Raw genomic sequence first — 25,365 nt, 5'->3', positions numbered from 1 at the left:
AGAGAAGGAATTTTCAACATGGCCCGCATTACCGTCGAAGACTGCCTGAAACAGATCCCGAATCGTTTCGAACTGGCGCTTGCTGCAACCTATCGCGCGCGTCAGCTCGCTCAAGGCCACACGCCGAAGATCGAAAGCCGCGACAAGCCCACCGTGCTCGCGCTGCGTGAGATCGCGTCTGGCCAGGTTGGCCTCGAAATGCTGAAGAAGGTGCCCGTCTGAGGCGCGCTTCAATTTTGATGGTCATGTAACTCAACCCTACGCGTGCAGCCCGGCACTATCGATACGGAGGCGACCATGAGCACCAACCCCTCGCCATCCGCCACGGAAGTGGACCACGCTGCCCACGAACACGATAGCGACTCGCCTTCGTCTGCACGCAAGTACATCGACGCGGTCCTCGAACAATCGTTTCGCCACCTGTTCGGACCGACCGCCACGCCGGAGCAGCCGCGCCGGCATGACGTCGTCTCCATCGCCAAGCTGACCTCCGCGCTGTCCGGCTATCTGAGCCCGGAAGAAATCAAGGAGGTCAAGGCGGCCTTCCACTTCAGCGACGAAGCTCACCTCGGGCAGTACCGTCAAAGCGGCGAACCCTACATCACGCATCCTGTTGCCGTCGCGGAAACGTGCGCGGCCTGGAAGCTCGACGCCCAGTCGATCATGGCCGCGCTTCTGCATGACGTGATGGAAGACCAGGGCGTGACCAAAACCGAACTCGCGGAGCGTTTCGGTGCGAAGGTCGCGGAACTGGTCGACGGATTGTCGAAGCTCGACAAGATGGAGTTCCGCAGCCGCGAGGAAGCGCAGGCGGAAAACTTCCGCAAGATGCTGCTCGCGATGGCGCGCGACGTCCGCGTGATTCTCGTGAAGCTCGCGGACCGGCTGCACAACATGCGCACGCTCGGCGCCGTGCCGCCGGAAAAGCGTCGCCGCGTCGCGCGCGAGACGCTGGATATTTATGCGCCCATCGCGCACCGGCTCGGCCTGAACAATACCTATCGCGAGTTGCAGGACCTGAGCTTCGCGAACTTCAATCCGCATCGTTACGCTACGCTCGAAAAAGCCGTGAAGGCCGCGCGCGGCAATCGGCGCGAAGTGGTCGGCAAGATTCTCGAATCCGTGCAGCGCGCCATTTGTGACGCCAAGATCGAAGCCGAAGTGACGGGCCGCGAGAAAACCATCTTCAGCATCTACAAGAAGATGCGCGACAAGCAGCTGTCGTTCTCGCAGGTGCTCGACGTGTACGGTTTCCGCGTGGTCGTCGAGAGTCCGCTCGAGTGCTATACGTGCCTCGGCGCGCTGCATGCGCTTTACAAGCCGGTGCCGGGCAAGTTCAAGGACTACATCGCGATTCCGAAGGTCAACGGCTATCAGTCGCTGCACACCACGCTGGTCGGCCCGTTCGGCGCGCCGATCGAGTTCCAGGTGCGCACGCGCAAGATGCACGAGATCGCGGAAGCGGGCGTGGCCGCGCACTGGCTGTACAAGAACGGCGGCGCGGATCTGAACGATGTGCAAAAGCGTGCGCATCAGTGGCTCAAGTCGCTGCTCGACATTCAAAGCGAAGTCGGCGATTCGAGCGAGTTCCTCGAACACGTCAAGATCGATCTGTTCCCGGACGCCGTCTACGTGTTTACGCCGAAGTCGAAGATCATGGCGCTGCCGCGCGGCGCCACGGCGTTGGATTTCGCCTATTCGATCCACAGCGACCTGGGCAACCAGTGCGTCGCGGTGAAGATCAACAACGAGTTGCTGCCGCTGCGCACCGAGCTGAAGAGCGGCGATATCGTTGAAGTGATCACGGCGCCGTACTCGAAGCCGAATCCCGCGTGGCTCGGCTTCGTGCGCACGGGTAAGGCGCGTACGGCGATCCGCCATTATCTGAAGACGATGCGCCTGAACGAGTCCGTGCAGCTTGGCGAGCGGCTCGTCGACCAGTCGCTGAAGGGCTATGGGCTCGCGCTGTCCGACGTGACGCCGGAGGTGTGGGACAAGCTCGTGCTGTGGACGGGCAACAAGAACCGTCAGGAAATTTTCGCAGACATCGGCCTTGGCCGGCGCGTGGCCGCGGTGATGGCCAAGCGTATCGAAGTGTTGATGAACGGCCGCGAAGGGCACGAAGGCGACGATGACCATCCGCGCTCCGAGCATCCGACGCCGAACGCGCCGCCCGTGGTCATCACGGGCACGGAAGGGATGTCGGTGCAGCTGTCCGCATGCTGCCGCCCCATTCCGGGCGACGACATCATGGGCTACATCGGCATCGGCCTCGGCATGGCGATCCACACCACGGATTGCCGCGTCGCGCAGCGCATTCATCGGCGCGACCCGGGCCGCTGGATCGACGTCGCCTGGGCGCCGCAACCTGGGCGTCTGTTCGACGTCGCGGTCAAGGTGCTGGTCAAGAACACCAAGGGCGTGTTCGCGCGCGTCGCGGCGGACATCACGTCGGCGGACGCGAACATCGTGCACATTGCGATGGACGAAGACCAGTCGCAGGAATCGACGGTGCTACGCTTCGTCATTCAGGTCAGCGATCGCGTGCATCTGGCCAACGTGATGCGCCGCGTACGGACCAATCTCGACGTGATGCGCATCGCGCGCGAACGGCCGAGCGAAGAAGGGCATCGTCATCACGACGGCGGCATGCGGATCGATCGCGAGCGCGCCGATTACTGAAATCGAAGTTGGGAGGCGGGCGCGCCGCTTGCAATGCAGCTATCCGATGGCGCGCCAGTCTTTGCCTGTCCACGGGAACCACGCGATGAACGTAGCTGATCTTTCCGATCTGGCGCTCGACTACTGGGTCGCGCGCAGCCTGCACGACTTCGTGCGCGAAATTCACTTTACCGACAGCGGCCGCGTCGTTTCGATACGCGGCAATGATCGCGGCCGACCGTGGGACGGGCGCTTCACGCCTTCCGTTTCGTGGGAGGCAGCGGCTGTCGTGCTCGAACGCGCGCAGCGGCTCGAAGTGCGCGAGCGCACGCGCGATGGCGCTGCGCATTGCGTGGCGGATTTCGAAGGCGGACACCGGACGGTGTCCTCGCATGGCGATTCGCTGCGCGTCGCGCTGTTGCGCGCCTTCGTGATCAGCCGCTTCGGCGATACCGTCGACGAGGTGCTGCGTCAGCCCCAATCGCTGTTCGGCACCAAGGCGACGCCTGTGGGCGAGCAATCGGCGGTGGGTATCGAAAACGAACTGCCGAAGCCGGACGGCGAGATCGGCGATATCCGGTCGGCGCCGCGCTGACGCGGGCCGCAACCGCTGCGAAAACAGGCGGTAGAAACCGTCGCTCAAAAGACAAAGGGCCTTCCGGATGGAAGGCCCTTCATGGATGGCGCGGCTGGCAGGATTCGAACCCACGACCCCTTGGTTCGTAGCCAAGTACTCTATCCAACTGAGCTACAGCCGCACGCTAAACTTGAACTGCTGGGCAACACATACTGCTGCGTTTAGCCCTCTGAAATGAAAGGGCCTTCCTGGAGGAAGGCCCTCGAAAAGGTGGCGCGGCTGGCAGGATTCGAACCCACGACCCCTTGGTTCGTAGCCAAGTACTCTATCCAACTGAGCTACAGCCGCACGCAGAAATGAGATTATAGCAAGGTCTCGGAAAAAGGGAAGGGCTCGCTCCGAAAATTGTGACAGTAACCGTATCATGTACGCTTGAGGCGGGATATCCGCTGGAACGCTGAACGATCATGAACAAAGCCTTTGTCAAAGAATCGACTGACGAGAACGACGACGACCTCGACGCCGCGCAACCCGAAATGCCCGCAGGCGCGAAAAATTACATCACGCCGGCGGGCTATCGCCGGCTGCGCGACGAACTGCTGCATCTGATCGACGACGAGCGGCCGGAGGTGGTGAAGCTGGTGTCGTGGGCGGCGTCGAACGGCGATCGCTCGGAGAATGGCGACTACATCTACGGCAAGCGGCGGCTGCGCGAAATCGACCGGCGCATCCGCTTCCTGACCAAGCGGATCGACCTTGCCGAGGTCGTCAACAGCAGCCGCCAGGAAAACACCGACCAGGTGTTCTTCGGCGCGACGGTCGAATACGCGACGGAAGATGGCGAGACGCACACGGTGAAGATCGTCGGTATCGACGAGGTGAATCTCGACCAAGGGCACGTCAGCTGGATCTCGCCGATTGCCCGAGCGCTGCTGAAGGCGAAGGTCGGCGATCAGGTGACGCTGCACACGCCCGCCGGCCCGCAGCCAATCGACGTGCTCGACGTGTCTTATCCGACGCGCGAGGAGGAAGGGGCATAAACGCGCGTCGCGCTGTCTCGCGGGCGTGTTGTCCGGCAGCGCGGCATGTTGCGGCGAAGCGGCACCGGCGTGCACGCAAACCGGCGCCGCGATATTGCAGCCCGGCCGAACGAAAAAAGGCGCCGCAAGCGGCGCCTTTTTCATGCTGCGAGTACTGCTCGATGCTTAGAAGCGGTGACGCAGACCAGCCGTCACTGCAACTTGCTTCTCGTTCGCCGAAGCGTTCAGGCCATTGATGTTGGCGTTGACGATTGAGTTGTCGCTGACTTGCTGATATTCGCCCTGCAGGTAGACGTCGGTACGCTTCGACAGCGCGTAAGCCGTTTGCAGGTTGAACTGGTTCCAGTGCGGCGACTGGCTGCCCAGGCTCGCACGCGTGTACGTGTACGAACCGGCGATGCTGATTGCCGGCGTCAGTGCGTAACGTGCGTTCGCTTCGTAGTTCTGGAAGTGCGCGCTGTTGCCGCCGAAGCTGTTCGTCAGACCCTGGTTGCCCGATGCGCTCTGGCCGATACCAGCCATGTTCGACAGGTTCGTCTGCGAGTACACGAGACCGACGGTTGCCGGGCCGAACGTGTAGTTGCCGCCTGCGCCCCACGTCTGCTGACGGCCAGCGAAGAACGTGGTGTCGCCGTTCAATGCGCCTGCCGTGTTGAACGCTGCGCTCGCGCCCGTTGCGCCGTTGCTGTTCAGTTGCAGGTAAGCAGCAGCCAGGTTGAAGCCTGCGAAGCTGTACGACACGCCAGCGCTGTATGCGCGGTTGTTCGCGAAGCCGTCAGCCTGGTTCGAGAAGCCGTACAACGCGCCGAACTTGAGACCGGCGTAGTTCGCGCTCTGGTACTTGACCGAGTTGTTGACGCGGAACGAGTTGTTCAGGTTGTCGTTGTCGAACGGGTGGGCGAACTGCGTGCCGCCGTATTGCGTGCCCGTCAGCGACAGGGGACCGACGTAGTCGACCATGCTGTCATATTGACGGCCGAGCGTCACCGCGCCGAACTGGTCGCTTGCCAGACCGACGAAAGCCTGACGGCCGAACAGACGGCTGTTCTGCTTGAGCGTGCCGTCGTTGATGCCGAAGCCGTTTTCCAACGTGAAGATTGCCTTCAGGCCGCCGCCGAGGTCTTCAGCGCCCCGCAGGCCGAAACGGCTGCCGTTCACCGAGCCGCTCGTCATCTGGACGTTGCTGTGACCTTGGCCCGGTGCAGTTGCCTGGTTGTTCGTGTAGGTGATGCCGGCGTCGATCAGGCCGTACAGCGTGACGCTGCTTTGCGCGTGCGCAGCAGTTGCGAAAACGCCCGTCAGGGCAGCGACCATGAGAGTCTTTTTCATCTTTGTAAACTCCGAGAACAGGATGGGTTTTGGAAACCCAGGCTTGATGGAAACTTCACGCGGGCGCTGCGAGAGGCGCGGATCGCGTGAACAACGCACGGTGACCGACGTGCGTTCGTTTCCGGGTAGGCAAAGTGTAGAGACGTGGCCTGCCAGATGGCCGTTCCGATTTCCGCAATAAAGTATTACGGGATGGGCAATTATAGATGGATGGCTTGAGAGCCTTATTGATAAAGGCTTTGCGGCCTATTGCGCGGATTGGGCGCCGAGTGTCAACCTGGCTGCGTTGTTCAATTACGACATGAAATGATGCGTGAAAACAACGCAAAAATAGTTGAAAACCGATTGTTGTCACCCTCGCAATAGTAGATTGCGAAAGCCACACCTAATCAAATTCGCGCCGGACGCTATACTGAAATCTCTGCTTTTCGAAGCAGACTTTTTCGTTGACGAAAAAGATCTCCAAACCTTTGTCGGCGCGACTTCACCAAGTCGCGCTTTTTTTTTGCCTGTTCTCGGCTGTCACAGCCAAGCGCGGATTACCGCTTTCGTTCCGGCGCGACTGGTGCAAATTCGAGTCCCGGTGTCAGGCTCCAATCTTCGACCACGTAGTGGCGGGCGTCCATTGGGGATGACAGCAGGTTCTGCCAGTGATCGCCGTGCCAGATGGGATCGAAATCGAGCGTCGACGCCCGTTGCGGCGCTTCGGCGGGCTGTAGGGTTTTCGCCGGGTGGAACAGCTGACGGGCGACGCGTGGGAACGTATCGAACAGCATGGCATTTCTCCGATTTCGCACTGCTGGCTGAAATCTTGCAGGGCAGCGCTAACCCTCACAACTCGTGAAAACACTTATGAAAGCCACGATCGCCGGCATCGAGGAAATTTTTCTCATGCGTTTTGGTCATCGGTAACGCAGACCGATTATATTTCGCGGCCGATATGTAAATTCCCGACTTGGTGGTCGTTTATCGTTTGATTTGACGAAAATCGAAAATTCTGTTTGAAAACGACTTGACGACGCAGTGTTCGAACCCGTATAAATTCCCTGCTGGCTTTCGCGACGTATTCACATGCGGGTATTAAGGGCATTCAAATCGTTAATCGCAACCGGCATTTAATCGCATTATCTGTTTTGTCAAATCGAGGAAAGTGGAACATGGAAACGGGTATCGTCAAATGGTTCAACGATGCTAAGGGCTATGGCTTCATCACGTCCGATACGGGCGGCGAGGACCTCTTCGCGCACTTCTCGGAGATCCGCGCGGAAGGCTTCAAGTCGCTGAAGGAAAATCAGCGCGTATCGTTCGACGTCAAGGCGGGTCCGAAGGGACGGCAGGCCGCGAACATTCAGCCGCTGTGAGTTACTTTCGCGTCGTTAGCCGCTATTGGTAAAAACCCTCGCCCAGCGAGGGTTTTTTATTGGCTCGCGACGGCATTATGTCCGCCCGCGTCTGCGTTCATGAGGACTTCGAGTTTGACTACGGCTCGGTCCGCTGTTTTAATCAAACCGTCATATACAGGTAATCCCTGATTGATGATTTATTTATGGCGCCGAAGCAGATTTGCTTATTTTCCACGCTCGCCAAAACGCTTGCGAACGTATCTCTCGGGTGAAATTGCACCAGCGCGAGACCAGCGATAGGGCATACTTGTGCAAAGTTATGCACCGCACAGTTTTTTCTATGTCCGAACCATTGTTGTCTAAACTGGCCTTCGACAAGCCCATCGTATTCGTCGACCTCGAAACGACAGGCGGCTCCGTCGGCGTTCATCGAATCACCGAAATCGGTGTGGTTGAAGTGGGGCCGAATGGCGCTTCCACCTGGACGACGCTCGTCGATCCCGGTCAGCCGATCCCGCCGTTCATCCAGCAGCTGACGGGCATCACGAACGACATGGTGCGCGGTGCGCCCGCTTTCGAATCGATAGCCGCCGACCTGTTCGCACGGCTCGACGGCAAGTTGTTCGTCGCGCACAACGCGAGCTTCGATCGCGGCTTTCTGCGCGGCGAGTTCGAGCGAGTGGGCCTCAGATTCAACCCCGACGTGCTGTGCACGGTGCGCCTGTCGCGCGCGCTATTTCCCGCCGAAAAGCGTCACGGTCTCGACGCGCTCGTCGAGCGGCACGGGCTCGTGCCGTCGGACCGTCACCGTGCGCTCGCCGATGCCGATCTGATCTGGCAGTTCTGGCAGCGGCTGCACGGTCTGGTTCCCGTCGACGTGCTGCGCGCACAGATTGACAAGACGATGCGGCGCTTCCGCCTCGCGGGCGACATCACCGAGGATCTGCTCGATACGGCGCCTGCCGGCTGCGGCGTGTACGCGTTTTTCGGTGAGAACGACGCGCCGCTGTACGTCGGGCGCAGCGTGCGCGTGCGTCAGCGTTTGCGGTCGCATCTGACGGGCGAGCGGCGCTCGTCGAAGGAATTGAAGCTGGCGCAGCAGGTGCGACGCGTCGAATGGCGCGCGACGGGCGGCGAAATCGGCGCGCTGCTCGCCGAAGCGCAGATGATTGCGGCGCTGCGGCCGCCGCACAATCGCGTGCCGCGTGCGAGCCGCGCCGATCCCGTCGATGCGCCCTGGCCTTTTGACGGCGCCATCGCTTTCGAAGAACGCGACGCCGCCGACGGCGCGCGGGTCTTTCACATTGTCGACGGCTGGCGTTATCTGGGGCACGCGCCGTCGCTGGCCGATGCGTCCGCGTTGCTGGCAGCGCAAGCGCCGCGCGCGTTCGAACTGTCGACCTGGCGCATTCTGCAGTCGCATTTCGCACGCGGGTTGCGCGTGCTGCCGCTCAGCCGCCCGAGCGTCGAGCCGGTAGTAACGGCGACAACGCCGACAACGCCGACAACGCCGACAACGCCGACAACGCCGACAACGCCGACAACGGCGACAACGGCGATCGTTGCGCCAACGCCCGCCGACGCCGCCTGCTAACCCGTCGCCCCGACGCCGCCCGTCGCGCACACGTGCCCGAGCGCGCGCGTCAACGCCGCGTTGCGCGTGCTGTCGTAGCGCGTGAGCGATTTCCAGTTGTCGATGCTGCGCGCGACCCGCGTCGGGCAATCGTCCTGCGCGCGCAGCGTCTGCACGCGGGAGAGGGCGGCGATCAGCGATTGAGTCAGCTTGTCGAGTTGCGGCCGCAGGCTGGTCGCGAGATCGGGCGCGGCACCTTCGGGCGGGCGGGTCGTCCGCCACGTATCGAACAGCGCATTCTGCACGTCCTTGCTTGCGTCAATCTGATCTTGGAAGAACGCGTGCGCGAACGCCGGATCAACGCCTGCTTGCGCCGCGCGCTTCTCGACATCGGCGAGCAGCGCCTGTTCGCGCGGCGTATCGGTGATCGGTTGATGATGCGCCCACTTGTAACGCGCAACGGGCTCCGCGAGCGAGAGACGTTGCGAAACCAGCGCGATCAGATTGGTCAACGCGGTGTCATCGCCGTCGGCGCGGGCCGGCGAGGACGCAAAGGCGAGGGCGGATGCCAGCGTGAGCGCGGCAAGCGCGGCGGCGAAGGTCGGACGAGGCATTGGACTGGGCATTACGCAGCACGGCTGCGCAACGAAAATGGAAAAGACAGAAGAATAGACTAAGCCCGCAAGTATGCGATTAGCATACGCACCCATGCGCCTAAGCGGGTAGACAAGAGAGGCGAGCGGTCGTCCCAATAGACGCGCGCCAGCACGCGACACATTGCCGCATCATCGGCGGGTGTTCAGCAGAACGGAGCCAACACGCGCGACTGAACCGCCGGCGCACACGCACGCCGTGCTCCGGCGAAGGAAGCACGCGACCGTGCATCAGCCCTGCGCGCATGCGTCACTGCGCGAGCCCCGATGCTGCAATGCACACGAGAACGGTTACTTCGAATCGCACGACTTGCGTTGTTCGTCGAAGAACGCGCGAACGTGCTCCGGCAACTCTGCACCCAGAAATTCGACGCCTGCCGGTTCCGGATCCGGGCTGAACACCTTGTCGGGGGTCGGAATCTTCGGCGGTTTGGTATCCATGATCTTTCTCCTTTACGAAAACATTATCTTCCTCACGATGCGCGACGCACCAGCGGTGCCGCACACAGGCGAAGTTTTGGCGCGCGCTTTGTTGCTTTAACGGCACACGTGCCTAAGGATTCAAGCGCGATGTTTAGAATTTACCGATTACCCGTATTGCAGTACCTCTAAACACTGCGTTTTGACCGCTTGCTATACTGCGCGCTCACTTCGACAGGTAGCGATGACACGTTCGACACGCTGGATCAGCCTCGTTTGGCTGGCGCTGGTACTCAATGTACTGTCGCCCGTCATCGGCTATGCGCGTGCGCCGGGCGGCCGAAGTCCGCTCTCCGTCGAACTCTGTCATGCGGCCGGCGCGCAGAGCGTCGTCATCGACCTCGGCGATTCTCACGACAGCACGCCGAAGCCGCACCTTGCCGTTCCCCACTGTGTCTACTGTCCGGGCTTCGCCGCCAACTTCGCGCTTGGCGCGAGCGTCCCGTTGGTCACGCCTCCCGTTCGCCTGCTTGCCTACTCGCAAGCCGCCGAACCGGATGCCGTTTCTGTGCGCCGCAGCGTACGCGTTGCGCAGCCGCGTGCCCCGCCTGTCTCGTTGATCTGAAGCTTTCTCAGCCAGCTCGTCCGCATTCGCCTGACGTCGTCTAGACGTAGCGGGCTGCGAGCCGTCATGCCTGCCGTCGTTCCAAACCTGCCGGGCCTTCCGGGGCTCTAGCCGCTTCTGCCCGCCGCATCGGGCAACGAGCGGGGGATCGCGCGCATCGGCATGGCGCTTCCGATCACGTTTCCAGGATTTTTCATGCGCATCGTTTCCGTTGCGCTGTCCGCTCGCGCGCCGTTATCGGTGGCGTGCGCGGCAGTGTTCGCCGTTCAACCTGCCTGGGCCGTCGAAAGTACGACCGATCGTGCCGCTCCCGCTACCCCGCCGGATACTTCGGTGTCCCATTCTTCTGTAACGAACAGCTCCACGAGTTCGTTGACTGAACCGGCCAACACGCTCGAAGCCGTCAAGGTCACGGCCACGGGCGCCGCGGCCGCGTTTGCGCCCGACACGCCCGGCGCGGTCGAGACCGTCACGCGCGAGCAGATGGACGCGCGCAACATCGTCAATACGGAGGACGCGCTGAAGTACGCGCCCAACGTGATGGTGCGCAAGCGCTTCACGGGCGACCGCAATTCCGTGTTCGCGGGCCGCGACTTCAACGAACTGCAGAGCGCGCGCGGCCTCGTCTATGCCGACGGCCTGCTGCTGTCGAACCTGCTCGGCTCGAGCTACGCGTATCCGCCGCGCTGGTCGCTGATCGCGCCCGACGACATCGCGCAGGTCGAGGTGCTATACGGTCCGTTTTCCGCGCTCTATCCGGGCAACTCGATCGGCTCGACGGTCCAGATCACGACGCGCAAGCCGGACAAGCTCGAGGCATCGCTGGATACGCAGTTCTTCACGCAGCACTACGACGACCCGTATGGCTTCACGAAGAACTTTGGCGGCAATCACCAGTCGGCGCGTATCGCCGATCGCGTCGGGCGGTTCTGGTATTCGCTGACGCTCGATCGCCTCGAAAACAACAGCCAGCCGCTGCAGTACGCGAGTCCGAACAGCGCGTACAACCCGAGGCTCGGGCCGCCCGTGCCCGTCACGGGCGCCGCTGGCGATATCGGCCCGACCGGCCAGCCGCGCGTGATCGTCGGGCCGCAGATGATGGAGCGCACCGAGCAGCTCAACGAATCCTTGCGGATGGGCTATGCGCTGACGGACCATCTCGACGCGACATTGACCCTCGGCCACTGGGAAAACCACTATAAGGACCGCGCCCAGACGTTTCTGACGGACGCCGCGGGCAATCCCGTCTACGCGGGCAATGTGACGATCGGCGGCAAGAACTATACGATCTCGCCGACGGCGTTCTCGCCCGCCAACGGCGACCAGGAGAACTGGCTCTACGCGTTCGGCCTGAACGCGCGGCTCGATTCCGGCTGGAAGGTATCGGCTATCGCGTCGGCCTATGACGTGTCGCGCGACGTGCTGCGCTCATCGACGACGCCACCGCCCGCCGCGCTGGGCGGCGGACCCGGCACGATCTTCTACGGCGACGGCACCGGCTGGCGCACCTTCGACCTGAGAGCCGAATCGCCGGCCTATGCGGGCCATGCGCTGAGCGTCGGCTATCACTTCGACAATTACTTCCTGCGCAACGAGACGTACAACGCATCCGACTGGCTCAACGGCTCGCCGTCGACGCTCGCCGGCACGTACCGCGGCTACACGCGCACCCAGGCGCTGTACGGCCAGGACGCCTGGCGCTTCGCGCCCGGCTGGCTCGCGACGCTCGGCTTGCGCTACGAGCGCTGGGACGCCTACGACGGCGCGCTTGGCAACAGTTCCGCGACATTCGGCTACGCGGACCGCAGCGCGAACGCGCTGTCGCCGAAAGCGTCGGTGCAATGGCAGGCGACGCAAGCGTGGCTCTTCCGCCTGTCGTTCGCGACGGGCACGCGCTTTCCGACCGTCGGCGAGCTGTTTCAAGGGACGATCTCGAACAACGCGATCGTCAACAACAACCCGGGTTTGCGGCCGGAAAAGGCGATCGACTGGGACTTCACGGCCGAGCGCGACGTCGGCGTGGGCATCGTGCGCGCGAGCGTGTTCCAGAGCGATCTGCGCGACTCGATCTACAGCCAGACGACCGTCAACGGCGCGACCACGGTGACGAACATCTCCAACGTGGACCGGGTGCGCGTGCGCGGCGTGGAGCTGGCGTTCTCGGGGCAGAACGTGCTGCTGCACGGGCTGGACCTGGACGCGAACGTCACCGCCACCAACGCGCGCATTCTCGCCGACGCGGCCAATCCGTCGTACGTGGACAAGCGCTTTCCGCGCATTCCCGTCGTGCGCGCCAATTTGCTCGCGAACTATCGCTTCAACCCGCAGTGGCAAGGCAGCGTGGGCATACGGTACTCGGGCCGCCAGTACAACACGCTCGACAACAGCGACATCAATCCCGATGTGTACGGCGGCACCAGTTCGTTTTTCGTCATCGATCTGAAGGCGCGCTATCAGATCGGCAAGCAATGGCTCGCGTCGGTCGGCATCGACAACCTGACCGACCGCCGCTACTACGTCTTCCACCCCTATCCGGGCCGCACGTTCTACGGAGAACTCAAATGGACGCTCTAAGAAAATGGATGGCGACACTGGCCGCCGGCCTCGCGTTGACCCAGCCGCTGATGGCGCATGACATGGCGGGCGGCATGGCCGGCATGGGCGGGAGCAGCGGCGCGGGCGCCGCAAAGTCCGCGAAGACGCCGCTCGCGACAGGCGCCGCGTTCGACGCGAAGCATCGCTTGTGGGTCGCGTGGGTCGAAGGGCAGCACGTGGTCGTCGCACATTCGGACGACAAGGGCCGCACGCTGTCGCCGCCCGTGACCGTCAACGCGCTGCCCGAGCCGATCTACACGAGCGCGGAGAATCGTCCGAAGATCGCCGCGAGCCCCGATGCGAAGACGATCTATGTAACCTGGTCGATGCCGCTCGACGCGCCGTACACGGGCATGGTCCGCTTCTCACGCTCCACCGACGGCGGCGCGACGTGGAGCGTGCCCGCCACCGTTCATCACGACCGCCAGCCGATCACGCATCGCTTCGACTCGCTGATCGTCGACGGACAGGGGCGCATTGTCGTCGCGTGGATCGACAAGCGCGACCTCACGCTGGCAAAGAAGGCCGGCAAGCCGTACGACGGCGCGGCCGTCTACTACGCCGTTTCGACCGACGGCGGCCTGACGTTCCAGCCGGAGCGCAAGGTCGCCGATCACACCTGCGAGTGCTGCCGCATTGCGCTGGCGCTCGACAGCGAAGGGCGCGTGCAAGCGCTGTGGCGCAACGTATTCGAAGGGCAGATCCGCGATCACGCGCTCGCCGTGCTGCCCCTCGATACGCAAGAGCCCGTCGTGCCGATGCGCGCGACGTTCTCCGGGTGGCATATGGAAGCGTGTCCGGAGCACGGCCCGGCGCTCGCCATCACGCCGGACGGTGTGCGGCACATGGCCTGGTTCAGCGTCGTCAACGGACGCGCGGATGTCTACTACTCGCGCCTCGACGCAAACGGCGAGCCATTCGGCAAGCCATTCGGCAAGCCTTGGCCATTCGGCGACACGGGCAAGCCGGACGAGCAGGCATCGCACCCGGCGCTGATCGCGCGTGGCAACACGTTGTGGCTCGCGTGGAAGGACTTCGGCGGCGACACGATGCAACTGATGCTGCGCCGCTCCGACGACGCAGGCGCGCACTGGAGCGCGCCGCGCGCGCTCGCACAGACGGCGGGCGGCAGCGACAACCCGCAATTGCTCGACGACGCGGGCCGTATCTATCTGTCCTGGCGCACGCAGAACGACGGCTACATGCTCATGCCCGTCGACGGGGACAAGTAAATGAAGCGATTCTTGCTGATGATGGCCGGGATTATCTTCGCGTGGGGCGCTGGCGCGGCGGAGATCAAGCCGCTGCGCGCGTCGGACGTCGAGCCGATGCTCGCCGCTTCGCAGGGCAAGCCGCAGATCGTCGAAATCTGGTCGCTGGATTGCAGCTATTGCCGCGAGAACACGGCGCGCATCGTCGAGTGGCAGAAGCGGCATCGCGACGTGCGGCTGACGATGATCGCGATGGATCCGATCGACGACAACGCGGCCGCGCTCACGCAAGTGCTTGCGTCGATGCCGTTGCCGCCGCAGACGGCGCTCTACGGGAATGCCGAGGCGATCCCCGACAAGCTGCGCCGCGCCCTTGATCCTGCATGGCGCGGCGAGATGCCGCGCACGCTGCTGATCGACGCACGCGGCGCGCGGCAGGCGTCGAGCGGCTTGCTGCAGCCCGCCGCGCTCGACGCGTGGCATCGCTAGCCTGCGCGACGCGCGACGCCGGGCCGCGCGTACGCGAGTCAGGTTTTGTTTGACGTGCGGCGGCGCGTATGTCCCGCACGGGTCGACAGCGCTTCGCTCACCGCGTCGCGCGCGCACTGGGCGACGAGTTCGGACGCCTTCGTGCGCGACGCCTTCGCCGGGCGCGCGATCACCAGCGGCTGGCGAATCGTCTCTTCGCGAATGGGCCGCTCGACGGCGCCCGCCGGCAGCGCCGGCTCGCCGTGCGTGATCAGCAGCGACACGCCCAGGCCGTTCGCCACCATGCCGCGCACGAGTTCCAGCGACGTGGCGCGATAGCGGACTTCAGGCGCGAGCCCGCATTGCCAGAACGGCGCCATCAGAAATTCGCGGCTGTGCGGCAGATCGATCAGGATCAGCGGCTCTTTCGCGAGATCGTGCAGCGACAGCTTGCCCGCTCTCTTCGCGAGTTTCGACGCGGCCGGGACGAGCGCGTAGGGCTTCAGTTCCGCAAGACATTCGCGGTCGATGTCGGCGGGCAGGCCGACGTCGTACATCAGCGCAAGCTCGATGCGGCTGCTGCGCAACGCGTCTTCCAGTTGTAGCAGGTCGCCTTCGACGAAGCGCAGGAAGAGATCCGGAAAGCGTGCGCGCGCAATGCGCAGCAGCGCCGGCAGATAGACGGGCGCGATCGTGCTAAATACGCCGATCTGCACTTCGCCCGATGCGGCGTCGCCGCTGTCGTCGGCTTCGAACGAGGCGGCGGCCTTCAGCAACTGATGCGCTTCCCCGAGCTTGCGTACGCCGAAGCGCGTCAGCGTCATTTTCGAACCCGACTCGCGGGTAAACAGCGTGTCGTCGAACAGTGCTTCGAGTTCGCGGATCGCAACGGAGATAGAAGGCTGCGACACGTTCAGCAGCCTGGCCGCTGCCATCGTGCTGCCCGTTTCCGCTGCTGCAGCGAAATAACGCAGAAGCCGCAACGACACACGCATCAGAAAAACCTATAGGTGCTAGTTTGATTCCATATTTTACTTGATAGGCCGCGCCGTCGAGAATCGGATGCATCGAAGATCAGATGAAGGAGCGCTCGATGCCCGATACCAATCTGCCGCTCGAAGGCCTGCGCGTGATCGATTTTTCGCGCGTGCTGGCGGGCCCAATTTGCGCCGCGCTGCTTGGCGATCTCGGCGCGGACGTGATCAAGATCGAGCCGCCCGCGGGCGACGACTATCGCGCGGTCGGTCCGTTTGCGGCGGACGGCGTGAGCGGCCTGTTCGCGGCGATGAATCGCAACAAGCGCAGCATCGTGCTCGATCTGAAGGCCGAGGCAGGGCGCGAGCTGGCGCTTGCGCTGTGCGCGGACGCCGATGTCGTCGTCGAGAACTTCCGGCCGGGCGTCGCGGACAAGCTCGGCATCGACTACGCGGCGTTGAGCGCGGTCAATCCGTCGCTCGTGTACGCCAGCGTGTCGGGTTTCGGGCAGACCGGGCCCGAGTCGCATCGGCCCGCCTACGACATCATCCTGCAAGCGATGTGTGGCCTGATGGACGCGACCGGTTCTCCCGAAGGGCCGCCGACGATGATCGGCGAATCGGTGTCGGACGTGGCAAGCGGGCTGTTCGCGTCGTGGGGCGTGCTCGCTGCGCTACTCGCGCGCGAGAAGAACGGCAAGGGCACGCATGTCGACGTGTCGATGTTCGACGCGACCCTCGGCTTGAGCGCGACGCTTGTCGCGCGCTATGCGGCGACGGGCATCGCGCCGCGGCGCGTGGGCAACCGCCATCCGTCGTCCGCGCCGTTCGGCGCGTATCGCGCGGCCGATGGTTTTTATGTCGTCGCGGTGCTGAACGGGCGCCTGTTCGCATCGTTCGCGCAGGCTATCGATGCGCCGCAACTCGCCGACGATCCGCGCTTTGCCAGTGACGCATCGCGTTGCCATCACGAGGCCGACTTGCGCGCGGTGATCGAAACATGGTCGTCGACGCGAACAGTCGACGAAGTCAATCGCATTCTCGGCGCAGCGGGCATTCCCGTCGCGCCGATCTGTAATCTGCAGCAGGCGCTCGACAGCGAGCACGCCGCGCATCGCGGGTTGCTGACAGACGTGCCGCGCGATGACGGCAGCGTGATGCGCATGCCTTCGCAGCCGGTGAAGTTTTCCGCGTACGGGGCCAATTGCGTGTCGCCGGCGCCGGCTCTTGGCGAGCATGCCCAGGCGCTGTTGCAGCAGCTCGGCTATGACGCGCAGGATCTGGCGTCGTTGCGCGAGCGGGGCGCGTTCGGATGGCGGCATCGCGCCCGAACGACATGAACGATCAACGGGAGCGCCACCATGCTTAAGCGTCTGGGCGTCGACGACAGCGACCTCGAAATCGCCGAGGCGATTTCGCGCTACGCGCACAACGAACTTGCGCCGCATGCCGCGCGAGTCGATCGCGAAGAGCTTCCCACCACGCGCTATGTCGCGCAGCTCGCGGAACTCGGCGTGATGGGCATGAACTTGCCGCAGAGGTGGGGCGGCGTGGACGCGTCGCCAGCGGCCATCGTCCTTTCGCTCGTCGCGATCGCGAAGGCTTGCGCGTCGACGTCGTCGATGATCGGCGCACACTATCTCGCCACCGACTCGCTGCTGATCGGCGCGACGATGCGCTGCGCGCGCGCTATCTGCCCGACGCCGCCGCCGGAAAAAAACTGGGCGCGTTCGCCTTGACCGAGCCGCGCGCCGGATCGAATCCCGCCGACATGGCGACGCGCGCGACGCGCGAGGGCGAGGGGTATCGGATCACGGGCGTCAAGCACTTCATCTCGAATGCCGATGCGGCGGACTTCATCGTCGTGTATGCGAAGACCGATCCCGATGCGGGCGCGCGTGGCATCAGCGCGTTTGTGGTCGACCGTCACGCGGCGGGCGTCGAGGTGGCGCCCGCCGAGAAGTTGATGGGCATTCGCGGTGCGCCTGCGCACGAAGTGGCGCTCGACTGCACCGTCCCTGCCGGCAACCGTTTGGGCACGGAAGGCAGCGGCTTTCGCACCGCGATGAAAGTGCTCGACAACAGCCGGCTCGATGTTGCCGCAACCAGTATCGGCATCGCGGAAGCGGCGCTTGCGGCGGCCGTCGAATGGATTGGCGCGCGGGTGGTCGGCGGCGAACCGCTGTCGAGCCGGCAGGGTTTGCAGTGGATGATCGCCGACATGAAAACCCGGCTCGAAGCAGCGTGGCTGCTGACGTTGCAGGCGGCCGCGAGGCGCGCGGCGGGCGAGCCGTTCACGCAGGATGCGTCGATGGCGAAGCTGTATGCGTCGGAGATGGTCGGGTTCGTCACCGATGCAGCGCTGCAGATGCACGGCGGCTACGGCTTCACCCGCGAGATGCCGCTGGAGCGGTTCGTGCGCGACGCGCGAATTCTGCGCATCTACGAAGGCTCGTCGGAGATTCAGCGGACTGTCATCGCAAGGGCGGTGTTGCGTTGAGCGCGAAGGGGCGGGCGAAGTGGTCGTCGCATCGACGGACTTTTTGCGCTCGATGCCCTTTATGTTCAGGCTGCGCGAGCGAGCATGAAAGAGGCTCGCGGAAAACAAAAAACCCAGTCGCAAGGACTGGGTTTTTTGTTTAATTCCGCTGGTGCCGGAAAGAGGAATCGAACCCCCGACCTTCGCATTACGAATGCGCTGCTCTACCGTCTGAGCTATTCCGGCTCCGTTGTTGCTTTCGTTTTTGTTCGTCAGCAACGAAGAAGCAAGATTATAGAATGCTCACTTGCGGGTGGCAAGTACTTTTCTCAACTTTTCTTTTCGAGGTGATAGCGTGTCACGCGATCAACCTCGTTCTTCGAGCCAAGGAACACAGCGACGCGCTCATGCAGGCTCTTCGGCTGAATGTCGAGGATGCGCTTCTCGCCGTTGGTTGCGGCGCCACCTGCCTGCTCGACGATGAACGCCATCGGGTTCGCTTCGTACATCAGGCGCAGCTTGCCGGGCTTCGACGGGTCACGCTTGTCGGCCGGATACATGAAGATGCCGCCGCGATTCAGGATGCGATGCACGTCGGCGACCATCGACGCGATCCAGCGCATGTTGAAGTCCTCGTGGCGCGGGCCGTCCTTGCCGGCATTCAGTTCGCCGATGTACTGCTGAACGGGCTCGTACCAGTGGCGCTGGTTAGACGCATTGATGGCGTACTCGCGCGTTTCGACGGGAATGCGCATGTCGCTTTGGGTGAGCACCCAGGAGCCGAGTTCGCGGTCGAGCGTGAAGCAGTTGACGCCGTTGCCCGTGGTCAGCACGAGTACCGTTTGCGGGCCGTACACCGCATAGCCGGCTGCGACCTGCTGGGTGCCTTTCTGCAGGAACGATTGTTCAGTAGGCTGCTGGCCGTCCGGGCAGCGCAGCACCGAGAAGATGGTGCCGATCGACACATTGACGTCGATGTTCGACGAGCCGTCGAGGGGATCGAACACGAGCAGGTATTCGCCCTTCGGATAATTCGCGGGGATCGGGAAGAACTGTTCCATCTCTTCCGATGCCATGCCGGCCAGATTGCCGCCCCATTCGTTTGCTTCGAGCAGGATTTCGTTCGACAGGATGTCGAGCTTCTTCTGCACCTCGCCTTGCACGTTCTCGCTGCCCGCCGTGCCGAGCGCGTCGCCGAGCGCGCCCTTGCTGACGTGGTAGCTGATGGCCTTGCACGCGCGCGCAACGACCTCGATCAGCAGGCGCAGATCGGCGGGCAGATTGTTGTTCTCGCGCTGCTGCTCGATCAGATACTTCGTGAGAGTGGTTCGACGTTGCAAAGACATTGCTGTACTCCGGAGAGGCTTGGGAATTCCCTGATTTTAACCTTTCGATGTTCGTGTTCCGTGACTTTAAAAAATCGTTGTTGTTTCTGTTGCGATAGTGTGATCCGGGAAGGCGAGTCGAACCAGTCGGTCGGACGGCATAGGAAAAGTGGCAGCGGCGCGAGCGAATAAAAAAAGCCGGCACGGGTGCCGGCTTTTACGAGCAGAGGCGGGAACCGATCAGGCCAGCGCTTTCTCGACGATTTCACGCACGTCGCGCGATTTGGCCTGCGTCGCGACGCTTTCCAGTGCGGCGCGCATCTGCTCGCGCAGCGTGGGCGTGAAGCGCCGCCACAGTTCCAGCGCCCGCGCGAGGCGCGCGGCGACCTGCGGATTGAGCGCGTCGAGCGCGATCACCTGTTCGGCCCAGAACGCATAGCCCGAGCCGTCTTCCGCGTGAAACTGCGCCGGGTTCGCCGAGCAGAAACTGAAGATCAGTGAGCGCGCGCGATTCGGGTTCTTCAGATTGAACGCGGAATGCGTCATCAGCTTGCGCACGATATCGATCACCGGGCGCTGCTTCGTGCCGCGCTGCATGGCCTGCAGCGCGAACCACTTGTCGATGACGAGCGGCTCCTTCTCGAAACGGCGATAGAAGTCGTCGAGCGCGTCGGCCGCCGCTGCGCCGCCGTTCGACGCCGCCGCCGTCAGCAACGCGGACAGCGCAGCCGCGCGGTCCGTCATGTTGTTCGCCGAGTCGTACTGCGCCTTCGCGAGACGCACGGCGTCGGCGGGATCATCGAGTTCGGCCAGATACGCGAGCGCCAGATTCTTCAACGCGCGATGGCCGGCGGCTTCGGGCGTCGGCTCGTAGGCGCCGGGCGTCTGATGCTTGTCGTAAATGGCCAGCCAGTCGCCCTTGAGCGCCGACGCCAGACGCTTGCGCACGAACTGCCGCGCGCTGTGCACGGCAGCGGGGTTCGATTCGTCCATCTGTTCGGCGAGGTACGCCTCGGACGGCAGCATCAGCGCGAGTTCGCGAAACGCCGGCGACAGCGTCTCGTCGTTGAGCACGCGGGCGAACGCCGCGACTACCGTATCGTCCAGTTCGAGCGCCTTGCCCGTGGCCGCGTGATCGGCGAGCGTCAGCAGTTCGCGCGTCGCGAGGCGCTGGCCCGCTTCCCAGCGGTTGAAGGGATCGCTGTCGTGCGCGAGCAGGAACGCGAGTTCATCGGCCGTATAGTCGTACTCGACCACGACGGGCGACGAAAAATTGCGCAGCAGCGACGGCAGCGGCTTGTCGGCGACATCGACGAACGTGAAGCTTTGCTCGCGCTCCGTGAATTCGAGCACGCGCGTGGTCTGCGGCGCCGCGGCCGCTTCGCCTTCGAGACGCAGCGGCATGTCGCTGCCGTCCGGTCCGATCAGGCCGATCGCGAACGGAATCAGCAGCGGGCCTTTCTGCGTGTCGCGCGCAGCCGCCGACGCGTCGCCGTAACCTTGCGCGAGCTTCACCGTATAGCGCTTCCGCGCGGCGTCATAGCGCGTATCGACCGTGATGCGCGGCGTCCCCGCCTGGCTGTACCAGCGCTCGAACTGCGCGAGGTCGCGTCCATTCGCATCGGCCATTGCGTGACGGAAGTCGTCGCAGGTGACGGCCTGGCCGTCGTGACGCTTGAAATACAGGTCCATGCCGCGCCGGAAGCCATCGCGTCCGAACAGCGTCTGATACATCCGCACGACTTCCGAGCCTTTCTCATAGACGGTCATCGTGTAGAAGTTGTTGATCTCGACGTAGCTTTCCGGACGAACCGGGTGCGCCATGGGGCCGGCGTCTTCGGCGAACTGCATCTGGCGCAGCACGCGGACGTCTTCGATGCGCTTGGTGGCGCGCGCCGCCTGATTCTCGACGGAACTGCCGCCGCTTGCCATGTCGGCGGAAAATTCCTGGTCACGGAACACCGTCAGGCCTTCCTTCAGACTCAACTGAAACCAATCGCGGCAGGTGACGCGATTGCCCGTCCAGTTGTGGAAGTATTCGTGGCCGACCACGGCTTCAATATTGGAAAAGTCCGTATCCGTCGCAGTTTCGGGGTTGGCCAGCACGTACTTCGTGTTGAAGATATTGAGGCCTTTGTTCTCCATCGCGCCCATGTTGAAGTCGCTGACGGCGACGATCATGAAGCGGTCCAGATCCAGTTCGAGGCCGAAGCGCTCTTCGTCCCAGCGGATCGAGTGGATCAGCGAATCCATGGCGTGGCGCGTCTTGTCGAGATCGTGCGGCTCGACCCAGACCTGCAGCAGCTTTTCCTTGCCCGAGCTCGTGGTGACGCGTTCTTCGAGCGCGACGAGCTTGCCCGCGACCAGCGCGAACAGATAGCTCGGCTTCCTGAACGGATCTTCCCAGCGCGCGAAGTGGCGGCCGTCGGGCAGATCGCCCTCTTCGAGCAGATTGCCGTTGGACAGCAGCACCGGGTACGCGGCCTTGTCGGCGCGCAGGGTCACGGTGTAGGTGGCCATCACGTCGGGGCGGTCGAGAAACCACGTGATGCGGCGAAATCCCTCGGCCTCGCACTGCGTGAAGAAGTTGCCGCCCGACACATACAGTCCCGACAGCGTCGTGTTCGCCGCGGGATTGCAGATGCCCGTCACGGCAAGCTCGAAAGTATCGGGCACGTTGTCGACGGTCAGGCCGTGCTCGTGCGCGTGGACACTGGCATACGGCTTGCCGTCGAGCGACGCTTCGACGAACTCCAGCTGCTCGCCGATCAGTTCGAGATGGGCGGCGCGCACGGCGTCGGGATTGCGCCGGATACGCATTGTATTCCTGACGACAGTGCGCTCGGGCACGAGATCGAACTCGAGCGCGACGGTATCGATGAGAAAGGCGGGCGGCGCGTAGTCGGCGCGGCGGATCACTTGAGGCGTTTCGGTATCGGCCATGATGTCGTGACGGGAATAAGCTCGAAGCCGGCGCGTATGCACGTACAAGCGCGTGCAAGCGCGCCGGGTGATCGGACCATTGTACAAAGCCTCGGCCGATCATGCGGTGAGAACTTTTTACCGCGTGGGTCGGTCAGCGTATCATTGGGCCGCTCGCGCGGCAGGTGCGGGCGACGAAGCCAACAGGGACGACCATGAAGCTCGACCGACTGACCCGCCAGGCCGCACTCGCGCTCGTGGCGCTCGCCACGCTGCTGGCAGGCTGCACGACGTACGTAAGCACGCAGGTAACGGCGTTTTCCGACTGGAGCGGCAGCGACGCGGTGCGCAGCTACGCGTTCACGCGCACGCCGGACCAGAGGAACAGTCTCGAGCAGGCCACCTACGAGCGGATCGTCGCAAGCGAACTCGCCGCGCACGCGTTCCGCGAAACCGACGAACGCGACGCGCATTATCTGGTGGCGCTCGCTTACGGCATGCGCTCGGATACCGTGACCGTCGCGCAGCCTGTTTACTATTACAGCGCATGGCCGGGTCCGTACTACTGGGGGCGCCCGTTCGATCCGTGGGGTCCCTGGGGTCCGTGGGGCCCGTACCCGGCGAGCTATGTAAACCAGAGCTATCCCGTGTTCACGCATCTGCTCGGCATCCGCATCACGGATCGCGCGACGGGCAAGGAGCTGTACAACGTGACGGCGCGCAATACGGACGAGCAATCGTCGCTGATCGCAGCCATGCCGTATCTCGCGCGCAGCGCGATGGCCGACTTCCCGATGGGCAACGGCGTGGTGCGAACCGTCAAGCTGCCCGTCGACGGACACGGTTCCGTCCCTAACGAGGTCGCAGCAGGCAGCGCGGCGCCGCCTCAGCCTGCCTCGGGCGCCAAAACGGTCGAGTAGCCGTCAGTTGGCATAAATCGCGCGAGTTTTCGCCTGAATTGTCTCAATCGTGCCCAAAAGTGCGCGGAATCGGTTGTCGGCTGAAGCCCGGTCTTAAGGGGACAGGGCTGTCGCGCTTAACCCACCGCAGCGACCGCGAGCGCGCGGGGCGCAAGCCCGCGCCGAACGGGCGTCGAAGGCAGACGAACCTTTCGTCGCGTGCAGCATACGGATACAGATGGATACGTCTTTTCCGGCTGATTTCGGCCAGAATGGCCTGTATCATTCCGGGCGGCGGACGTAATGACCAGACGATTACCCGTTTATACGCCCGCCCCTAAATAATCAATGCTGCGTGCCGTTATTTGGGTGAATCCTTAAAACTAAGTGAACTCCCCAAACTGGCGTCGCGCCCCGTCCCGGAGTAGCGCGCTTCACGTGCTGTCGACGGCAGGTGCGCCCATCATGGCGTCAGCAGCCTTCACGCGCGAACACCGACATGCCCGATCTGCACTGGACAATTCCGGTTGCTCGCTGGTCTTCCTGGCCTGCCGTCGCAGCCGTCGCCCCTGACGTTGGCTTTATCGAGCCGATGGTGCGGCGTCGCCTGAGCACGTTGTCGCGGGTCGGGCTGAAGGTCGCACACGATTGCGCCGCCGACCGGCCGAACGTGCGTATCGTGTTCGCTTCGCGCCACGGCGAGTTGCGGCGCACGACGGACATCCTTCGCAGCATCAGCGCCGGCGAGCCCGTTTCGCCGACTTCGTTCAGCCTGTCCGTGCTCAACGCGATGACGGGCGTGTTCGGCATCGCGCGCGGCGATCGCACGGCGGCGAGCGCGCTGTCGGCGGGCGCGGAGACGCTCGGCTACGCGCTGCTCGAAGCGCACGCGCAATACGCCACTGACACGTCCACGCCCGTTCTGCTCGTGTACGCCGACGAACCGGCCGACCCTGCATACGGCACGATCGAAGAAGAGGTGCACGGAGGCGCGCTCGCGATCCTGCTCGACGCAGCGGCCGCGACGGGGCGCCTGTCATGCGCGCGCACGGCGACGGCACCAGACGGGAGCGCATCGCCCGAACGGGAGCCGGGTAATCTCTTTGCAACCCAGAGCCAGGCCGTGCATCACTGCCTCGATACACGCGCGGCCGCGCAGTGGCGCAGCGAATACGCCATCTGGAATTGGAGCTGGGATGAAGGCGTGGCTTGACTATCACTGGCGCCTCGCCGCGACGGCGCTCGCATTCACCGCGTTCGGCATCTGCGGACTCGGCTTCTCGCTGATCCTGTTTCCCGTCGCGTGGCTGTGGCCGCATCGTTCATCGAAGCAGCGCGTCATCACCGCGATCATTCACGCGTTCTTTCGCGCGCTCGTCGCCGTGCTGATCCGCGTCGGCGTGATGGAACTCGATGCGCGGGGAATCGCCGCGCTGCGCCGCAGCAAGGGCGGGCCCGCCATCGTCGTCGCGAATCATCCGACATGGCTCGACGTGATGGTGCTGCTGTCGCTGACGCCGCGCGCGTGCTGCGTCGTCAAGAGCGCGCATTGGGGCAATCCGTTCTTCTGGGGCGTCGTGCGGGCCGCCGAGTACGTCAGCAACGCCGATCCCCTCGAACTCGTCGAAGCAGGCGCGCGGCAACTCGCACGCGGCTACACGATGATCATTTTTCCGGAAGGCACGCGCAGCCCCGCGCGCAACCGGATGCACGCTTTTTCGCGCGGTTTCGCGCACATGGCGCTCAAGTCCGGCGCGCCCATCCTCCCCGTGCTGATGGATTGCGATCCACCCGCGTTCACGAAAGGCATGCGCTGGTACAACGTGCCCGAGCGCGCGTTCCGCATGCGCGTGAACGTGCTCGATCCCGTCGGCGCGGACGCGCTCCTCGCGCATGACGAGCCGCCCGCGCTCGCCGCGCGCACCGTGACCAGCGCCATCGAAGCACACATAACCCAGCATCTGTTCGACCATGGATTCTTTAAAGCTTGAAATCAAACAGCTTCTGATCGAAGCGCTCGATCTGGAAGACCTGACGCCCGCCGACATCGACGACGACGCGCCGCTGTTCGATACCGACGGCGTCGGTCTCGACTCCATCGACGCGCTCGAAATCGGCATCGTGCTGCGCAAACACTACCAATTGACGATCGCGGCGAACGACGAACGCACGCGAGAGCACTTCCGCTCGATCAATTCGCTTGCGGCGCTGGTGGCAAGCCAGCGCGAGCTCGCGCATGAATCGGGCGACACCACAAAAAAAGGGGTATGA

At 63.6% G+C, this 25,365-nt stretch carries 22 protein-coding genes, 3 tRNA genes and 1 pseudogene; 16 read left to right on the top strand and 10 right to left on the bottom strand.

The features are described 5' to 3' along the window. Nucleotides 1-18 precede the first annotated feature (18 nt). The 3 genes from rpoZ (at nucleotide 19) to H3V53_RS26310 (ending at nucleotide 3,256) form a co-directional block, all read left to right on the top strand. Nucleotides 19-222 carry a DNA-directed RNA polymerase subunit omega gene (gene rpoZ / locus H3V53_RS26320; RefSeq protein ID WP_054916792.1) on the top strand — a complete coding sequence of 68 codons (204 nt, stop codon included), beginning with the start codon at nucleotides 19-21 and terminating at the stop codon, nucleotides 220-222. A gap of 75 nt (nucleotides 223-297) precedes the next feature. Continuing rightward, on the top strand, nucleotides 298-2,682 hold the full coding sequence (locus H3V53_RS26315) for a RelA/SpoT family protein (protein WP_054916791.1): 2,385 nt from the start codon (nucleotides 298-300) through the stop codon (nucleotides 2,680-2,682). Nucleotides 2,683-2,767: 85 nt separating this feature from the next. Beyond that, nucleotides 2,768-3,256, top strand: coding sequence for a phage protein NinX family protein (locus H3V53_RS26310; protein WP_336600448.1), 489 nt, complete (start codon nucleotides 2,768-2,770; stop codon nucleotides 3,254-3,256). Between the two features lie 86 nt (nucleotides 3,257-3,342). Here H3V53_RS26310 and H3V53_RS26305 read toward each other — a convergent pair. Both H3V53_RS26305 and H3V53_RS26300 read right to left on the bottom strand, forming a co-directional pair. Beyond that, a tRNA-Arg gene (locus tag H3V53_RS26305) sits at nucleotides 3,343-3,419 on the bottom strand. Nucleotides 3,420-3,509: 90 nt separating this feature from the next. Next, a tRNA-Arg gene (locus tag H3V53_RS26300) sits at nucleotides 3,510-3,586 on the bottom strand. A 119-nt stretch (nucleotides 3,587-3,705) separates the two neighbouring features. On the opposite strand from H3V53_RS26300, the gene greB reads away from it, so the two are divergent. Further along, nucleotides 3,706-4,278: a transcription elongation factor GreB gene (gene greB, locus H3V53_RS26295; protein WP_054916789.1), complete on the top strand. Its 573-nt coding sequence runs from the start codon at nucleotides 3,706-3,708 to the stop codon at nucleotides 4,276-4,278. A gap of 165 nt (nucleotides 4,279-4,443) precedes the next feature. Here the strand turns inward: greB and H3V53_RS26290 are convergent, their stop codons facing one another. Together H3V53_RS26290 and H3V53_RS26285 are read right to left on the bottom strand one after the other, a co-directional pair. Beyond that, nucleotides 4,444-5,607, bottom strand: a complete 1,164-nt coding sequence (locus H3V53_RS26290) for a porin (RefSeq protein ID WP_054916788.1) — start codon at nucleotides 5,605-5,607, stop codon at nucleotides 4,444-4,446. A 539-nt stretch (nucleotides 5,608-6,146) separates the two neighbouring features. Next, the gene (locus H3V53_RS26285) at nucleotides 6,147-6,383 is read right to left on the bottom strand and encodes a hypothetical protein (protein ID WP_336600447.1); all 237 of its coding nucleotides are present in this window, start codon (nucleotides 6,381-6,383) and stop codon (nucleotides 6,147-6,149) included. 381 nt (nucleotides 6,384-6,764) lie between these two features. Here H3V53_RS26285 and H3V53_RS26280 point away from each other — a divergent pair, with 381 nt between their 5' ends. Together H3V53_RS26280 and H3V53_RS26275 are read left to right on the top strand one after the other, a co-directional pair. Next, on the top strand, nucleotides 6,765-6,968 hold the full coding sequence (locus tag H3V53_RS26280) for a cold-shock protein (RefSeq protein ID WP_054916786.1): 204 nt from the start codon (nucleotides 6,765-6,767) through the stop codon (nucleotides 6,966-6,968). 322 nt (nucleotides 6,969-7,290) lie between these two features. Then, a complete protein-coding gene (locus tag H3V53_RS26275) occupies nucleotides 7,291-8,544 on the top strand; it encodes an exonuclease domain-containing protein (RefSeq protein WP_336600446.1) in 1,254 nt (417 codons plus the stop codon). On the opposite strand, the gene H3V53_RS26270 is transcribed toward H3V53_RS26275, so the two are convergent. Together H3V53_RS26270 and H3V53_RS26265 are read right to left on the bottom strand one after the other, a co-directional pair. Further along, a complete protein-coding gene (locus H3V53_RS26270; protein ID WP_336600445.1) occupies nucleotides 8,541-9,137 on the bottom strand; it encodes a chorismate mutase in 597 nt (198 codons plus the stop codon). The two genes, H3V53_RS26275 and H3V53_RS26270, sit on opposite strands and share 4 nt — an antisense overlap. 330 nt (nucleotides 9,138-9,467) lie before the next feature. Further along, nucleotides 9,468-9,617 carry a hypothetical protein gene (locus tag H3V53_RS26265; protein ID WP_201653051.1) on the bottom strand — a complete coding sequence of 50 codons (150 nt, stop codon included), beginning with the start codon at nucleotides 9,615-9,617 and terminating at the stop codon, nucleotides 9,468-9,470. Nucleotides 9,618-9,840: 223 nt separating this feature from the next. On the opposite strand from H3V53_RS26265, the gene H3V53_RS26260 reads away from it, so the two are divergent. The 4 genes from H3V53_RS26260 (at nucleotide 9,841) to H3V53_RS26245 (ending at nucleotide 14,516) form a co-directional block, all read left to right on the top strand. After that, the gene (locus H3V53_RS26260) at nucleotides 9,841-10,221 is read left to right on the top strand and encodes a DUF2946 domain-containing protein (RefSeq protein WP_336600444.1); all 381 of its coding nucleotides are present in this window, start codon (nucleotides 9,841-9,843) and stop codon (nucleotides 10,219-10,221) included. A 195-nt stretch (nucleotides 10,222-10,416) separates the two neighbouring features. Continuing rightward, complete coding sequence (locus H3V53_RS26255; RefSeq protein ID WP_336600443.1) at nucleotides 10,417-12,795, top strand: TonB-dependent receptor; 2,379 nt, start codon at nucleotides 10,417-10,419, stop codon at nucleotides 12,793-12,795. 62 nt (nucleotides 12,796-12,857) lie between these two features. Further along, nucleotides 12,858-14,048 carry an exo-alpha-sialidase gene (locus H3V53_RS26250; protein ID WP_419539578.1) on the top strand — a complete coding sequence of 397 codons (1,191 nt, stop codon included), beginning with the start codon at nucleotides 12,858-12,860 and terminating at the stop codon, nucleotides 14,046-14,048. Further along, nucleotides 14,049-14,516: a thioredoxin domain-containing protein gene (locus tag H3V53_RS26245; RefSeq protein ID WP_336600442.1), complete on the top strand. Its 468-nt coding sequence runs from the start codon at nucleotides 14,049-14,051 to the stop codon at nucleotides 14,514-14,516. 38 nt (nucleotides 14,517-14,554) lie between these two features. Here H3V53_RS26245 and H3V53_RS26240 read toward each other — a convergent pair whose 3' ends face one another. Beyond that, entirely contained in the window at nucleotides 14,555-15,490 is a 936-nt protein-coding gene (locus H3V53_RS26240) for a LysR family transcriptional regulator (protein WP_336600441.1), read from the bottom strand. A gap of 98 nt (nucleotides 15,491-15,588) precedes the next feature. Here H3V53_RS26240 and H3V53_RS26235 point away from each other — a divergent pair, with 98 nt between their 5' ends. Together H3V53_RS26235 and H3V53_RS26230 are read left to right on the top strand one after the other, a co-directional pair. Next, nucleotides 15,589-16,809, top strand: coding sequence for a CaiB/BaiF CoA transferase family protein (locus H3V53_RS26235; protein ID WP_336600440.1), 1,221 nt, complete (start codon nucleotides 15,589-15,591; stop codon nucleotides 16,807-16,809). A 21-nt stretch (nucleotides 16,810-16,830) separates the two neighbouring features. Further along, nucleotides 16,831-17,969, top strand: a pseudogene (locus H3V53_RS26230) (acyl-CoA dehydrogenase family protein). A gap of 149 nt (nucleotides 17,970-18,118) precedes the next feature. Here the strand turns inward: H3V53_RS26230 and H3V53_RS26225 are convergent. From H3V53_RS26225 to pepN, 3 genes are all read right to left on the bottom strand, one after another. After that, nucleotides 18,119-18,194: transfer RNA gene (locus H3V53_RS26225), tRNA-Thr, on the bottom strand. A gap of 83 nt (nucleotides 18,195-18,277) precedes the next feature. Beyond that, a complete protein-coding gene (locus H3V53_RS26220; RefSeq protein ID WP_336600439.1) occupies nucleotides 18,278-19,294 on the bottom strand; it encodes a class 1 fructose-bisphosphatase in 1,017 nt (338 codons plus the stop codon). 219 nt (nucleotides 19,295-19,513) lie between these two features. Further along, nucleotides 19,514-22,216, bottom strand: a complete 2,703-nt coding sequence (pepN, locus tag H3V53_RS26215; protein ID WP_336600438.1) for an aminopeptidase N — start codon at nucleotides 22,214-22,216, stop codon at nucleotides 19,514-19,516. A 194-nt stretch (nucleotides 22,217-22,410) separates the two neighbouring features. Between pepN and H3V53_RS26210 the strand changes: the two genes are divergently transcribed. The 4 genes from H3V53_RS26210 (at nucleotide 22,411) to H3V53_RS26195 (ending at nucleotide 25,365) form a co-directional block, all read left to right on the top strand. Next, nucleotides 22,411-23,115, top strand: coding sequence for a DUF4136 domain-containing protein (locus H3V53_RS26210; RefSeq protein ID WP_336600437.1), 705 nt, complete (start codon nucleotides 22,411-22,413; stop codon nucleotides 23,113-23,115). Between the two features lie 478 nt (nucleotides 23,116-23,593). After that, nucleotides 23,594-24,307 (top strand): beta-ketoacyl synthase chain length factor, encoded by a 714-nt coding sequence (locus H3V53_RS26205; protein WP_336600436.1) that lies wholly within the window; start codon nucleotides 23,594-23,596, stop codon nucleotides 24,305-24,307. Further along, the gene (locus H3V53_RS26200) at nucleotides 24,291-25,085 is read left to right on the top strand and encodes a lysophospholipid acyltransferase family protein (RefSeq protein ID WP_336600435.1); all 795 of its coding nucleotides are present in this window, start codon (nucleotides 24,291-24,293) and stop codon (nucleotides 25,083-25,085) included. Before H3V53_RS26205 ends, H3V53_RS26200 begins: the two co-directional genes overlap by 17 nt. Beyond that, nucleotides 25,066-25,365, top strand: a complete 300-nt coding sequence (locus H3V53_RS26195) for a phosphopantetheine-binding protein (protein WP_336600434.1) — start codon at nucleotides 25,066-25,068, stop codon at nucleotides 25,363-25,365. The genes H3V53_RS26200 and H3V53_RS26195 overlap by 20 nt, the downstream gene beginning before the upstream one ends.

It is taken from the genome of Paraburkholderia bengalensis (assembly GCF_037126505.1).
GTDB lineage: Bacteria > Pseudomonadota > Gammaproteobacteria > Burkholderiales > Burkholderiaceae > Paraburkholderia > Paraburkholderia bengalensis.
This window is presented reverse-complemented; position numbering and strand designations above follow the sequence as displayed.